We start from the raw sequence: 12,274 nt of genomic DNA, 5'->3' as shown, positions 1-12,274 counted from the left end.
CTTATCTCAGAACAAGCTCATTTGCTGCCATTCACTTGACGGCAGCTCCTTTTTCTCTTCTATCTGATCAAGCAGAGTTTCATCCACTTCTTGAAAATTTATAAACCAATGGAGCGGAAAAATCCCTCCGTATTTTGTTAACTCTCTATCATGGAAGTAATAGCAGTGCGTCATCCTTGGAGCCTTCGGCCTAACATAATATGTGCCAAGCGGCTCTAAGAGAGCATAAGCCGGCTTCATCCAAATAAGTTCTGCGCTGTAAATCTTTGAAGAATCCAGATGCTCATAATTACCTGCAGGCGGCTCTTCTCCTAAGCCCGCATCGATGACTTTAAAATGTTTCTTTTCATAAGCTCCGCAATGGGCGTTTACACTGTCAAATTTAGATACATAATAGTGGCTATCTCCTAAAGGGAAGAGGAAGTATTCTCGCCCTTTGTCTAATGGTGTAATGTCCGAACTGAGACATTTGCCTTTCATGGCCATAAACACTCCCCCCAATAACAGCAGAGGGTGCCCCTCCGCTTTACTTCTTAAATCCATAATCAAAATGGATTCTTGTATATTCATTGTCCCTGGTATGCACGTTTGTAATGCCGTACTCAGGTGTATCTGCTAAATATGCGCAGCCATCCTTACCATCAAGAATAACTAGCTTTATTTTGTTTCGTTCAATCAAGTCTCCAACGGAAAGTTGGTGTAAGTTTTCAAGTTCAATAGGTCGGTTCATTTTGCAGCACTCCCCGTGTTATAATTAATTGTCGAGATTAACTAAACCGGGGCCTTATGCTGCGGTTTTTTTATATATCCTCGTCCTCTTCCTCGTCCTCTTCTTCCCAAGCCATCTTGAACGCAGATTCTAAAAATCTCAATCGCTTTTCAAGTTCTTCAACTGTCATCTTAGAAAGATCCGGTCCGTGTCCTGGGACCATCCTGAAATCTTCCGTAAGACGTTTTATAAGATACTCTCTCCTTGAGACCACCAATAACCCTCCATCCATTTTTAAGCCGCTGAAGCAGCTCGTATTTTCTTAAAGGCTCATAGAGGTGGACTGCTCGTCCATCCTCCATGCGAAACAGCAAATACCAACGCCGCTGCCTTTTAACCATTAAGCCGCTCCGTGTTCGCCCTCATCCTGGTTGTCTTCTTCTTTTTCATCGTTTGAAGGCAAATCGTATTCACTGCTTTCATCCAAAGGAACAGACGGCTTTTCTTCTTCCATAGGCTCAGCTTCAGCCTCTTGATCTTGCTTCCAATCCCACCAAGCTACAGCAAGCGGAGCAACCTCTTTTCTGTACTCGTTAATGAGGTCCACAATGACACCAGATGACATTTCAAGCTCATTCGCCAGTTTGCTGTATGATTCACCTTCAATCCGGCGTTTCGCAATTTCATCAATATTTTCAGGGAATCCATCAAGAGTGGGAGCCATACCTTCAGTGATGAAAGAATCAACGATTTCTCGCTCAATTTCCATTGATTTTTCTTCGATTTTAGGCTTTTCTTTAGGAAGTCCGAGATCTGCCTCAAGTTGTTCCGGTTCTGGATCAGAGACATTTACGATGCCATTTTGATCCACTGTGTAATTTGTAATCGGTCGATCTGTTTTAGTATTAATTTCTACTGTGTATTGAATTACTTCAGATTCAAGTTGTGTTTCTACTTCTCTATCAATCATTTCAGCTAAATTTTGAATGTTGTTTCCAAGTTCTTTAGTTGAGACCTCTACAACAACTTCAGTGATACCTTTTGGTTTATGATTCACCTTTTTTACTAATCCTTTGAAATCAACGAAAGACATAACTGTTCCTCCTCTTGTGATAGTGGTTTTACCTGTATTTCAATTCTTGGTTTTTGGCTATAAAACTTGCTGACATGAAGGTCTACTATTTGGCTGTCATCATGCCAGATAACCTTATTTAAACCGTCCTTGATTCCCTTTATATAGTTATCAACATCTGGCTTTTTGCTCGGCCTCAACAGTCCTTGTTCTGCTTCTGCAGTTTTTTTCTTACTAAAGCTTTTCAAAGTGGATTTATAAACCTTTACAGATAATTCAAGTGGTCCTTCTAGCAATTTTGATGGACGATAATCTGAAGCGGCCAGCTTCACATATTGCTTAAAGTCCCTTGATTTCTTTGGATCATACAGCCTGGTCATACCATTAATCGTAGTAGCTCTCGGTCTCCCTTGCGCTACCGGCTCGCCGTAAATTGTGAATCTGATCAATACTGTTACCTCCCGTCAGCTGCCTCCAGCTGCTCAATTTCCGTCATTATTAAATCTCCGTTCATGATAATGAATGTTAAGGAGCGGAGCGTGCCGAGCATCAATCTCCCTCCTCGAAGGACATTTCACGGCCAAACCGGCATTTTACTGTTATTGTGAGATTCTCCAGATCAAATAGTGTCAAATGACTCGAAGCTTCTCCTTTTTCGATCGGATAGCCATACCGAATCAATTCATTGATCAGAAATTCTCTCCGCTTCTTCACTTCATTCCTTGGCATAAAACCGCTCCTTTTCAACCCACAAGGGCTTCCATTTGTCTATCAAGGTTTAAGAATCGTCCGTACTCTTTAATAAAGGCTGCCATCACAGTGCCAACCGAGCCGTTTCTTTGTTTTGCAAAAATGATCTCCACTATGTTTTTAAGGTCGCTTTGCTTATCGTAATAGTCATCCCTATAGAGAAAACTAACGATATCGGCATCTTGCTCAATGCTGCCCGAATCTCGAAGATCAGACATCATCGGCCGCTTATCTTGCCGTTGCTCAACACCGCGAGAAAGTTGAGAAAGCAGAATGATTGGAACATTGAAGGTCCGGGCTATGTTCTTCAATTCGCCTGTTATGCTTGCGACCTCTAAGTTTTTCGTTTCAAATTTGCCAATAGGTCGGATTAATTGAAGATAATCAATCACAACCAAATGCTTTTGATCCGGGTGGTCCTTTGTGGTCTTCCGAATGGCAGAACGAATATCAGCCACTGACTGTGATGGTTTGTCGTGAATATAGATGTCTAACTTTTCATATTCACCGATGGCCCGATTCGCGTTTTCATAGTCTTTTTCACTGAAATACTTGTGCGGGTTTCTCCATTTTGTACCTTCGATTGAACCTAAATTGCTGAGCATCCGGTTAACGAGTTGACGGTCGGACATCTCCAAAGAAAAAACATCCACAACCCCACCTTTTAGCGCCGCATTCTGCGCCAAATTTAGAGCGAAAGCTGTTTTTCCCATGGAAGGCCGTGCAGCTACGATAATTAAATCACTATCCTGCCAGCCTCCAGTCATAGCATCTAGATCAGCTAGCCCAGTTTCCACTCCTGTTATTTCGCCTTTCTCTTGATACATGTCGTTGTATATTTCAGTTAAAACATCCATCTTTGTACGATTATTTTTAATTCCAATCTCCTGCAGCTCCACGGTCTTCTGATAGACTTGCAAAATACCCTCATCGCTTGGATTGTTTGCAAAATCAAGCGCTGTCTTTTGCATATCTCGAAGTTTAAAAGCTTCATAGATTAGTGTTTGATAGGTTTCAAAATTAATAACGGAAGGAACCGCACTTGCTAGATCTACAAGATAAGAGGTGCCGCCGATCGCTTCGACTGTATCCCCTAACTCTGTAACTACTGTCACCATTTCAACAGGCTGTCCGGAGGAATCTACATCACGCATAGCCTTAAAAATCCGTTTATGCCGCTCATCTGCAAAATGCTTTGGCTCCAAAGTGGTTTCCTTAATCAGCTCGCTTTCAACAAGGATACATCCCAACAGGCTCTCTTCTGCTTCAAGGTTTTTTAGCATGTTTTGCATTTCGTTCCCACTCTTTCTGTTGCTCTAAAAATTCATTTTTCTCTGGTTGTTTGACGCTAATCTCCGCAATTGTTGGAGGGAATGGTTTATTTGCAATATGCTCATTGATCTTTGTTTTCGCGGCTTCGAACGGCATTTTTTGAAGATGATCCATCCACAATTCAATTCGCTCTTTCCCGACCTCGCCGCTTAAATCAAAACGAGGATATGCTGCGGAAAGCCGCAACAATAATTTCATTGCTTCTGCTTTTTCCAAATTAATCACCTTCCTAATTCACCTTAATGCCGTTCTCTTTTGCATAATCCTCGAGAGCGGCAAAGCTTTTTTCCTGTATCGATCCTCGCGGCCTAAATTCTGAGACATTAGAAGGCTGTTTTTCGCTTTGTTTAGCAGCCCATCTATCACGAATAATTGGTTCACAGTAAGAAAAAGAATTTATCTTGTCTCCTGGATATTTAGGTTTATATTGATCAAAAATTTCATCTATCCAAGTCAAAACTTCGTCGATAGGTATCTCTGCCTCTATGACTCTTTTGATTGCCGCTGTATCTACAGCAGATAAAAATAGAGAGCCTTTTCTCGAAGTGAATTTTTCTTCGATTTTTTGGAAAGAAGTCGAGCCCTCGTCCTTCGGCTGAGGTGCTTTTGGCTTTTCTTTAGCCTTATTTTCATATGCAGGTTCTTCAACAGCACCTTGGAATTTCGAATAATTTAATACGGTCCAAAGCATCCCGTATTCAGTTTCCTCTGCAGTAATCATTCCTTTTGCCTGAAGCCTTTCAGCTGCAGCCTTTACTGCGGCTCTAGTGAATTTTGTTAAACCTCTGCCCTTTTTAATTGCTAAGTCATCACATAGTTTTGAATATGAGCGGATATACTGACCTTTTTTCAACTCATAATCATTAATCTTCATACCGTCCTGAAACGCAGCTTTGGCAATTAAGAAAGTGAACAACCTAAAGCCGACATTATCTGTAAAGATCTCATGATCGACCATTGACTTATATAGTCTCACCCATCCAGCCAAGGGCCTCGCCTCCTTTCCATCGCTATTTCTTTCTGCAGATAGCTTTTAACCCTTTGATTGTCACAAGAGTAAGATTGGGTTCATATTTTCGAAAATAGGTTGAAACGTACATTAATAGAATGTCCTTACGCATATCTGGAGCCACTGTCTTGGCCAATGACACATAACAATAAGGGTAAGGAACCGCAATTAAGTCATTGTCAGTCATGGTATATAAACAACCTTTCCAGTCAATTTCATGATGTCTTCTTTAAAAAGCTCCTCGTCGCTGTTTGATTCAGAAAGATGCAGCAGCAAAATTTCCTGAACCCTGCTCAAGTCATTTGCCTTCAAAAACTCTTTTACGTTTTCTAAACTGAAGTGCGACTGTAAGAGTCGTCTTTTCATAAAAGGCGGTGTACGGCCGCTTTCGATGTTTTCGTTCAGTATTTCATTCGAGTAATTGCATTCCACCATAATGTGAGTGAGTCCTGGAAACTTGTATTTGATGTAATAGGTATCAGTGGCAAACAGAAGCTTGTCACCGTCCTCATTAGCCAACAGGAAGCCATACGGCTCCGCCACATCGTGCTGCACGTCAAAGGGCATAATAGACCAAGAACCAACTTTAAACGGCTGTTTAGCGCGCACAGGCTTTATTCTGTGATGAGAAATGCCAATTGCTCCGGCCGTCCCAGGAGACATGTAACAATCAATGCCGGCTTTCAGAACATCCTTAATTGCTTTGCAGTGATCCCCATGCTCATGAGAAACAAGGCAGCCAGCGAATTGAGACATTTTATACTGAAAGCTCTTTTGCATTTGTTTAAAGTTGATGCCGCATTCCAAAAGAAGCGGGGTCTTACCATCGGTGACCCGATAGCAATTCCCCTTACTGCTCGATGACAGGGCTGTAATTTCAATCAAAAATCTGGTCCGTCCGATTCAAAGACTGAAGGCTTCTCATCTTTTTTTGTTGGTTGGGGCTCCGGCTGTTCTGTTTGTGGATCCGGAATTGGTTCGATATCGATAACCTCTGTATTCGCGTTTTCGTCAATTTGCTTCTGTACTTCGGCTGGAGTTACATCTACACGTTCGTTGTCATATTCATTTTCTGTTGAATTATTAATCGCCTGTACAAGTAAATCGCTGTCATCACTTGTGTTTATAAAAGATTTTGCGGCACGATTGATAACAGTTCTTTTGGCCATTTCCTGAGGAAACTTGTTTTGAACGCTCTTTGTTTTCGCTTGAGTCCATGAAGTTTCAATTTCTTTACGCGTCATAACAGTTAATATTTCTTCATCTTCTATTGTTTTTATAACTGCATAAGCCCCTAAAATATCGTTGTCTCTGTTCTGGAATTTGGTTTCATGCTTAAGTAGCTTTTCGCGCCCGCCCACAATCTCGTAATCGAATACATCACCATCAAAAATTACGTTTGACCAAATATCCTTGACATTGGTCAGCCGTTTAAGCACAGCTTGTGTTCCAAAATAAGAACGGTTAAGTTGTAGTTGATTTCCATAAACTATGAAGTAGCACTGTGTCTTTGCTGGACTTAAACCTTGAACAACCATATCTAACAAAGAGTTAGCTATTGATTCCCTAGAACACACTTCCAATGCTGGCTTTCCGTTTTTATCTCTTACTTCTTGCAGTTTAAAAAAAGCACTTTTTAAAGCATTACTTGCGTTGTAGTTAGAAGGCAGGACTAAACCATCGTCCTGCAATCTGGTTAAACTTTTGTTCACATCATCAGTTATATCTTTTTGAATAATTGCCAATTGATTCTGGCTATTCATTTGAATCCCCCTCTTGTGGCGCAGTCAATAATAGTTGCTTCTCCCTTGGAGTACATGCTTCTTTGACACTTACACGAGTTTCAACTTTGATTTCACTGTCAAACTCGTCATAATAGCCGCGTTCAAGACATTTGTAAGCATCCTGTGCGCTGTCAGCAACAATTAACGATTTAGTAGTTTTGGTCTCAACCTGTTCGATAATGTAATAGGATCCCATTAGATTGCCTCCTGAACGAGTTCGTCTTGAAACTCCACACGAAGCTGCTTATCTTTCTCGGAAACAATCAGACTGAGGATCTGTGAATTTGTGTTGATCAATTTCGTCACCGCTTCAGAGTTATCAACAAATATAGGAGCAGCGATCCCGTAGTAATCATTAAGGGTATTAATGATGTCCAGCCCAACGTTAATACGTGCAGCATTGTTTAAGCCGGACGAATACGGCACACCTTCATAAAGGGTTTCACATGTCTCTTCCAGTCCCCCGTTGATCTGGTCCTTGAAGAGCTTGAAACGAGCATATTTAAACTTACTGTTTATCTTCTCTTCGAGGAGATGCACCTTAGTACGAACAAATTCTTCAGTCAAAAAGAGCTGATGCTGTAGATATTCATATTGTTCTGCTAACTCTTTTTGTTCTTGCTCAAGCTGTCTTACTCGATCATTAACGTGCTTTGCGTGATCAATTTTCGCTTGATCTTTTTGAAGCAGCAAAATCTCTTGTTTTCTACTGTTGATATCATCCTTAATCAATTGAACGGCTTGATCTGTGGAAGATTCTAATTGCTGAATTTCCTTCTGGATGTCCTCGATCTCAGCTTGTTTATTTTGATAAATTGGATCCGCTGAAATATCTGATCTATTGTTTTGCGCGCCCTCTAATTCTTTTTCAAGTGATAATAAAGTCTCTTCTTCACTCTTATAGGCATCCTGCAAATTAGATATTGCAGCTTCTAATTCCTGAATAGCATCCTCAGACTTTTCTTTTTGACTCTTAACCGACTTGCCTTTTTCATTGATTTCAGCTAAAGCTTGGCTTTTATGAAAATTGAATTTTTCAATGGCTTGATCAATTTTTTCTTTCGGTAATTCTTGGCCGCATGTAGGGCATTCAGTTTGATGTTGATCAAACGTCTCCTCATTCTTGTCGCACCAACTCTGGCGCAGCGACTCGATTTCCGTATTTAATCGATCCAAATTGTCTTTTTCAAGTGATAACTGCCGCTGATTCGATTTAATCTCCATTGAAATTTCATCAATCTTGCTTTTCACAGGGTATAGCTGCTCTTTAATCTCATTGATCTTTTTGTATTCTTTTTCCTGATGACCATTTTTGATTTCCTGAAGATCATTCTCCAGCTGGAGAATTACTTTCCTCTTCTCAGAAATAGCTTCACCATTACGAGCTGAACGAAGTTTCTCCTCCAATGACTCAACTTCTTTTTGAAGAAAATTTATCTCGTCATGTAATTCTTGTTCATCTAGACCAGATGTATCTTCGACTGTGCGCTGGACTTCATCGATTCTTACCGGTATTGCATCGAGCTGTTTATTTATTTCACGCTGTTTTCCCGCGATCACCTTTCTATGCTCTTCAAGCGACCGTTTCTTTAAGATGCTTTCCAGGGCAGCCACAGAAGGGTTTTTACTGAATACTTCCTCGGCTGTTACATCGCCACTGATCTCAAGTAAAATCTTCCGTCTGTCTTGCCATTTCAATTGCTCATTGAAGAATGATGGGGAAGTAATGAGTTTGAATTTATCTTCTTCAATAATTGAGCTGACTCGATCATTAAACTCTTTTTTCTTTGATGGTACTTCGTTAATAAAATAATCAGTGGTATGGCCAGAGAATACAGCTTCAGCACTACTCCGCTTTTTTGTCCACTTCTCGGAGTACACCTTTTTCAAAGACAATTCAGCACCATCTACCAAAAACAAGCCGCTGACTTCATGATTCAGTCCGCTAATAGGCTTGTTTTCTTTTGTGAGAGTTTTAATCTGAAAATCTTTTTTGTTTTGGCTGTCCTTATCGAATAAGAGCCAAATAAAAGCATCAAACAAAGTTGTTTTTCCTGTTGCATTATCACCGTAGACCTTGACGTTCTCGCCTTGAGTATCGAGAGTAAAATGTTTAATCCCCTTAAAATTACGAAGTTCTAATTTGAGCAGTTTAATTTCCTTCTTCATTCGGCATCACGTCCTTTCTCTTTAGACTTGAGAGAAAGATACTCATTTCGTGCCTCAGCTGTCGGGAAGTGAAAGCATGTATTCCCCTTAAGATCAAAGGAAATTGATCCGCCTACAGTAACAAGATTAATCTGATCACGCCGACGATCACTAAATGGTTCAGTGTAAATAACATTATTCATTTGTCAAAGACCTCCAAAGATTGATTTTTGGAAGGTGATACAGTAAACTATGAATACCAAAGTTTGTAACACCTTCTACGGCTCGCTCTGCAAAGCGAGCTTTTTTTATTTCACTTTTTGAAGTAGTTCCTGAACACTATCAGGAATTTTGTGTTCACATTTGCTGCAATAAATTTTGTAAGATTGTTCTTCAATCTTTCCGCAATTAGGGCACTTTCTTGGCGGAATAACCAGGTAAAACACTGAAATCCTCCTTTCTGATGCTTGTACGCATCGTCAGACCAGAGAGAGTGGCGGTAAGTTAAAAGGGGGAATGGATGGATAAAAAAGATCTCCCCCTGGCCTGACGACAAGAACAAGCTTGCCGTGCTCATAAAAGAGCGCTATAATACTTCCGTAACGTTTTATTTGCTTAAGCAGTGAGTGTAGGAGCTTGCTGCTTTTTTATTTTCTCTATAGCTTCTTTTGCTTGGGTATTTGCCATAAGGATAAGAGCTGGATTTCTCTTTACTTCTCGACAATGTTTCACAACCTCGGAAGCTTTCATCAAACGGCTTGCAGAAAATACAAATGACATTTAAATCATCCCCTCTAACTTTTTTTCAAAAAAATCTTTTGACGGAATAACTTCAACAATGCGATTGAAGTCTCGCTTGGATTTTATGTAGTGATCTAGTTGTTTTACAGATTTACGAAGTTCGTTAACCGTTTCATTCGCCTTTTTCATATCTCCGTTGGCAACAGCTTTGATCAAGAACTTTGAGTATTCCTCAATAAAAATTTGTTCCCGCCTTGCTGAATCGCAATGTTTTTTTAAAACCATGTCCTCAAGAAGCACCTTTGATTAACCCCCTCGTTAAAAGCTTCATTTTATGCTTGCCCCACATCTTCACCCATGAAATCGAGTATTCCTTACAGAGAACAACGATTAGTTGAGTTAAAGCTGTTATGACGTCTAAACATTCCTGAATCGATTTCTCAATCATATTTGTATCTGACAATGTTTTGGGATTGACTGAAATATGTTCGACTGAATTTTGTAGGGCGTCCATGGCTTCTGTCATTTGTATCTTGGATTGAACAAGAAGATTCACCCTGTGCAAATCAGCTGTTTCCCCATCCAAGATTAAAGGTCCCCAGCCTGTATAATCAGAAGCAGCTTCAAGGGCAGGCCGCGGATCATTATGTTTCTCAGCAAAATACTGGGCCACCTCCGGCTGAACTTTATGGCGGCCGCATTCCTGATGAGATACAGATTCACGTGAAAGAAATAATTCATCGTCCATAGACAACTGCTGTTGTGTAAGTTCAGCCTCTTTACGAGCGCTTTTTAGTGCTTTCGGTGCTCTACCAAATTTCACTTTAAACCTCTCCTTTTTCTACCAAATTTTTAACTGCGAATTGGTAAACTTTAGATAAAAGATATTAAGCAGAATCATCAACACTGCTCTGTTCTAATTGGCTTATCCAAGCATTTAGGGTCTCTGGTCGGAAAAATATTTTCTTTCCAATTCTGAAATGCGGAATTTCCTTATTTCTAACCATGGAATAAATGGTTTCTTTATGAACCCTCAGTACACTAGCAGCTTCCTGAGGGTTTAATGGTTTGTTGCTCATAATGAAATCCTCCTAAGCACTGTTTGTTTCTAAATCAGAAACATTTTCAGCAAAAAAATCTGTGATTTTGCATTTTAAATGTTGCGCTAAGGTTGGCAATTGCTCTGCTTTAAATGCATAAACACCCTGCTCGTACTTTAAATAACTTGAACCAGTTTTAAAACCTAGCTTTATTGCCATATCTCGCTGAGAAATTTTTAATTCGATTCTTCTATTCTTGATAAAAACTAAATCGAGTTTCTGCATATCTTTCACTCCTTTCGTTTCTGTTTCAGAAACTTTGTAACCACATAATACAGTTCTAAAACAGAAATGTCAATAAGTTTCGTTTACGATTTAGAAACTTTTTTTGTTTCCATAACGGAAACATGTTATTATTTGTCTTACTTAGAAAGTGGTGAAAACAATGAATATAGGTGATCGGATAGTTTTATTAAGAGAAAGAAAAGGTTGGTCCCAAAGGGAATTAGCCCGCCGTGTAGACCTAAATTATGCTGTTATGAACCGTATAGAAAAAGGCACTCGACCTATTACTGATTCAGAAATAATTAAGTTAGCTGAAGTCTTGGATGTCACTACAGACTATCTGTTAAAGGGAACTTCTAACGACTCTCAAATAGATGAACTTTTAAATGATCCCGAAACATTAATTGCTGGTCGTGATGGAAAAATCACTAAAGAACAAGCAAAAGAACTTTTGGATTATCTTTTGAAAAAAGGGTTCGATGAACAGTAGCAGCTATTCTTTATTCTTAATTCTTTAATTCTTCTTCTGGTAAAACATTCGTTAAACATTTGTTTAATAAAACGAAGTCTAAGTGTTAAATAAAACTTTTTGCACCCCCTAAAAACATAGATATATCAAGGGTTTATTAAGGGTGCACACTGTAAAACAAACTGTTTAACATTCATTAAGTTAAATGAAAGATAAAGAAAAATTAATTCATCAAAAAGTGTATTCATATTGAGGGGGACAATTACTTGCAGCTTTTCAAAAAAAGACTCGTATTACTTTTATTATTTATGATGAGTTTATACTTAACTGCTTGCAGCTCTTCTGATTCGTCAAATGAGGCAAACAATAAAGCGGACACAGCAAGCGAAAATCAGGAAGATACATATCAAACAGGAAACAACCGTTCTTTAACTGAACCCGGTCAAAAGTACAAAGAAGATACCGGGGAGATTGTTGAATTAAATAAAATAAAGAATCCAGATAAACATATCGATATTTCACCTCTTAAAGTGACAATAGACGATATAAAAGTGTTAACTCGCACAAATATTCCTAGCGATACTCTCCAGATGTATGAACTGAAAGTCGCCAAACAGCTTGATGAACCGTTAAGTTATATTCAAATAACTGTTACAGCTGAAAATACAGGAGATGCACTTGTAAAATGGAAAGGTATTACTACGGTCATCCCAAACACAAAGGAACAAATAGAAGTAGATAAAAATAACCTTATGGAGAATGGGCCACATGATATCTACGGGAACGCTAAAGATGAGTACACAATAGGAGTTATATATGACGGGGATCCAGAAGAGATAAATTCTTTGACTCTTGTTCTGGGACACACTTATGATAGCGAATCATATAAAACTATAACAAAAGAAAAGACTATTAAATTAGATATAAACTAAATA

At 39.3% G+C, this 12,274-nt stretch carries 20 protein-coding genes; 2 read left to right on the top strand and 18 right to left on the bottom strand.

Features of this window, described 5'->3' with window-relative positions:
• Positions 1 to 6: 6 nt before the first annotated feature.
• From AAHT65_RS07535 to AAHT65_RS07450, 18 genes are all read right to left on the bottom strand, one after another.
• The gene (locus AAHT65_RS07535) at positions 7 to 486 is read right to left on the bottom strand and encodes a hypothetical protein (protein WP_343311242.1); all 480 of its coding nucleotides are present in this window, start codon (positions 484 to 486) and stop codon (positions 7 to 9) included.
• 40 nt (positions 487 to 526) lie between these two features.
• On the bottom strand, positions 527 to 730 hold the full coding sequence (locus AAHT65_RS07530; RefSeq protein WP_014112378.1) for an XtrA/YqaO family protein: 204 nt from the start codon (positions 728 to 730) through the stop codon (positions 527 to 529).
• 70 nt (positions 731 to 800) lie between these two features.
• Entirely contained in the window at positions 801 to 983 is a 183-nt protein-coding gene (locus AAHT65_RS07525; protein WP_343311241.1) for a hypothetical protein, read from the bottom strand.
• Between the two features lie 126 nt (positions 984 to 1,109).
• Positions 1,110 to 1,802: a hypothetical protein gene (locus AAHT65_RS07520; protein ID WP_343311240.1), complete on the bottom strand. Its 693-nt coding sequence runs from the start codon at positions 1,800 to 1,802 to the stop codon at positions 1,110 to 1,112.
• Positions 1,775 to 2,230 (bottom strand): RusA family crossover junction endodeoxyribonuclease, encoded by a 456-nt coding sequence (locus AAHT65_RS07515; protein WP_343311239.1) that lies wholly within the window; start codon positions 2,228 to 2,230, stop codon positions 1,775 to 1,777. The genes AAHT65_RS07520 and AAHT65_RS07515 overlap by 28 nt, the downstream gene beginning before the upstream one ends.
• 100 nt (positions 2,231 to 2,330) lie before the next feature.
• The gene (locus AAHT65_RS07510; protein WP_217020801.1) at positions 2,331 to 2,510 is read right to left on the bottom strand and encodes a Fur-regulated basic protein FbpA; all 180 of its coding nucleotides are present in this window, start codon (positions 2,508 to 2,510) and stop codon (positions 2,331 to 2,333) included.
• A gap of 14 nt (positions 2,511 to 2,524) precedes the next feature.
• Positions 2,525 to 3,823 carry a replicative DNA helicase gene (gene dnaB, locus AAHT65_RS07505; RefSeq protein WP_343311237.1) on the bottom strand — a complete coding sequence of 433 codons (1,299 nt, stop codon included), beginning with the start codon at positions 3,821 to 3,823 and terminating at the stop codon, positions 2,525 to 2,527.
• The gene (locus AAHT65_RS07500) at positions 3,798 to 4,079 is read right to left on the bottom strand and encodes a replicative helicase loader/inhibitor (protein ID WP_087992043.1); all 282 of its coding nucleotides are present in this window, start codon (positions 4,077 to 4,079) and stop codon (positions 3,798 to 3,800) included. Before AAHT65_RS07500 ends, dnaB begins: the two co-directional genes overlap by 26 nt.
• Before the next feature lie 13 nt (positions 4,080 to 4,092).
• The gene (locus AAHT65_RS07495; RefSeq protein ID WP_343311236.1) at positions 4,093 to 4,737 is read right to left on the bottom strand and encodes a hypothetical protein; all 645 of its coding nucleotides are present in this window, start codon (positions 4,735 to 4,737) and stop codon (positions 4,093 to 4,095) included.
• A gap of 318 nt (positions 4,738 to 5,055) precedes the next feature.
• On the bottom strand, positions 5,056 to 5,757 hold the full coding sequence (locus AAHT65_RS07490; protein WP_343311235.1) for an MBL fold metallo-hydrolase: 702 nt from the start codon (positions 5,755 to 5,757) through the stop codon (positions 5,056 to 5,058).
• Positions 5,754 to 6,635, bottom strand: a complete 882-nt coding sequence (locus AAHT65_RS07485) for a RecT family recombinase (RefSeq protein WP_343311234.1) — start codon at positions 6,633 to 6,635, stop codon at positions 5,754 to 5,756. The genes AAHT65_RS07490 and AAHT65_RS07485 overlap by 4 nt, the downstream gene beginning before the upstream one ends.
• The gene (locus AAHT65_RS07480) at positions 6,628 to 6,852 is read right to left on the bottom strand and encodes a hypothetical protein (RefSeq protein WP_343311233.1); all 225 of its coding nucleotides are present in this window, start codon (positions 6,850 to 6,852) and stop codon (positions 6,628 to 6,630) included. Before AAHT65_RS07480 ends, AAHT65_RS07485 begins: the two co-directional genes overlap by 8 nt.
• Positions 6,852 to 8,825, bottom strand: a complete 1,974-nt coding sequence (locus tag AAHT65_RS07475) for a hypothetical protein (protein ID WP_343311232.1) — start codon at positions 8,823 to 8,825, stop codon at positions 6,852 to 6,854. The genes AAHT65_RS07480 and AAHT65_RS07475 overlap by 1 nt, the downstream gene beginning before the upstream one ends.
• 594 nt (positions 8,826 to 9,419) lie before the next feature.
• A complete protein-coding gene (locus AAHT65_RS07470; RefSeq protein WP_165882342.1) occupies positions 9,420 to 9,584 on the bottom strand; it encodes a hypothetical protein in 165 nt (54 codons plus the stop codon).
• Complete coding sequence (locus AAHT65_RS07465; RefSeq protein ID WP_343311231.1) at positions 9,585 to 9,845, bottom strand: hypothetical protein; 261 nt, start codon at positions 9,843 to 9,845, stop codon at positions 9,585 to 9,587. It lies immediately after the preceding gene.
• Positions 9,835 to 10,368 carry a helix-turn-helix transcriptional regulator gene (locus tag AAHT65_RS07460; RefSeq protein WP_343311230.1) on the bottom strand — a complete coding sequence of 178 codons (534 nt, stop codon included), beginning with the start codon at positions 10,366 to 10,368 and terminating at the stop codon, positions 9,835 to 9,837. The genes AAHT65_RS07465 and AAHT65_RS07460 overlap by 11 nt, the downstream gene beginning before the upstream one ends.
• Positions 10,369 to 10,432: 64 nt before the next feature.
• Positions 10,433 to 10,624: a helix-turn-helix domain-containing protein gene (locus AAHT65_RS07455; protein ID WP_343311229.1), complete on the bottom strand. Its 192-nt coding sequence runs from the start codon at positions 10,622 to 10,624 to the stop codon at positions 10,433 to 10,435.
• 12 nt (positions 10,625 to 10,636) lie between these two features.
• Positions 10,637 to 10,870 (bottom strand): helix-turn-helix domain-containing protein, encoded by a 234-nt coding sequence (locus tag AAHT65_RS07450; protein WP_044430524.1) that lies wholly within the window; start codon positions 10,868 to 10,870, stop codon positions 10,637 to 10,639.
• 160 nt (positions 10,871 to 11,030) lie between these two features.
• On the opposite strand from AAHT65_RS07450, the gene AAHT65_RS07445 reads away from it, so the two are divergent.
• Positions 11,031 to 11,360 (top strand): helix-turn-helix domain-containing protein, encoded by a 330-nt coding sequence (locus tag AAHT65_RS07445; RefSeq protein WP_268397136.1) that lies wholly within the window; start codon positions 11,031 to 11,033, stop codon positions 11,358 to 11,360.
• A 245-nt stretch (positions 11,361 to 11,605) separates the two neighbouring features.
• Entirely contained in the window at positions 11,606 to 12,271 is a 666-nt protein-coding gene (locus tag AAHT65_RS07440; protein WP_343311226.1) for a hypothetical protein, read from the top strand.
• Positions 12,272 to 12,274 lie beyond the last annotated feature (3 nt).

Origin of the sequence: Bacillus atrophaeus (assembly GCF_039519175.1) — a bacterium.
Classification (GTDB): Bacteria; Bacillota; Bacilli; order Bacillales; family Bacillaceae; genus Bacillus; species Bacillus atrophaeus.
Note: the sequence above shows the minus strand (reverse complement) of the source record. Positions and strands in the feature narration are given on the sequence as shown.

What these genes read in the sequence shown, in the direction of transcription:
- AAHT65_RS07480 (WP_343311233.1), bottom strand. Translation starts at nt 6,852, where the DNA reads ATGGGATCCTATTACATTATCGAACAGGTTGAGACCAAAACTACTAAA.
- AAHT65_RS07470 (WP_165882342.1), bottom strand. Translation starts at nt 9,584, where the DNA reads ATGTCATTTGTATTTTCTGCAAGCCGTTTGATGAAAGCTTCCGAGGTT.
- dnaB (WP_343311237.1), bottom strand. Translation starts at nt 3,823, where the DNA reads ATGCAAAACATGCTAAAAAACCTTGAAGCAGAAGAGAGCCTGTTGGGA.
- AAHT65_RS07510 (WP_217020801.1), bottom strand. Translation starts at nt 2,510, where the DNA reads ATGCCAAGGAATGAAGTGAAGAAGCGGAGAGAATTTCTGATCAATGAA.
- AAHT65_RS07485 (WP_343311234.1), bottom strand. Translation starts at nt 6,635, where the DNA reads ATGAATAGCCAGAATCAATTGGCAATTATTCAAAAAGATATAACTGAT.
- AAHT65_RS07530 (WP_014112378.1), bottom strand. Translation starts at nt 730, where the DNA reads ATGAACCGACCTATTGAACTTGAAAACTTACACCAACTTTCCGTTGGA.
- AAHT65_RS07455 (WP_343311229.1), bottom strand. Translation starts at nt 10,624, where the DNA reads ATGAGCAACAAACCATTAAACCCTCAGGAAGCTGCTAGTGTACTGAGG.
- AAHT65_RS07475 (WP_343311232.1), bottom strand. Translation starts at nt 8,825, where the DNA reads ATGAAGAAGGAAATTAAACTGCTCAAATTAGAACTTCGTAATTTTAAG.
- AAHT65_RS07445 (WP_268397136.1), top strand. Translation starts at nt 11,031, where the DNA reads ATGAATATAGGTGATCGGATAGTTTTATTAAGAGAAAGAAAAGGTTGG.
- AAHT65_RS07450 (WP_044430524.1), bottom strand. Translation starts at nt 10,870, where the DNA reads ATGCAGAAACTCGATTTAGTTTTTATCAAGAATAGAAGAATCGAATTA.
- AAHT65_RS07495 (WP_343311236.1), bottom strand. Translation starts at nt 4,737, where the DNA reads ATGAAGATTAATGATTATGAGTTGAAAAAAGGTCAGTATATCCGCTCA.
- AAHT65_RS07520 (WP_343311240.1), bottom strand. Translation starts at nt 1,802, where the DNA reads ATGTCTTTCGTTGATTTCAAAGGATTAGTAAAAAAGGTGAATCATAAA.
- AAHT65_RS07535 (WP_343311242.1), bottom strand. Translation starts at nt 486, where the DNA reads ATGGCCATGAAAGGCAAATGTCTCAGTTCGGACATTACACCATTAGAC.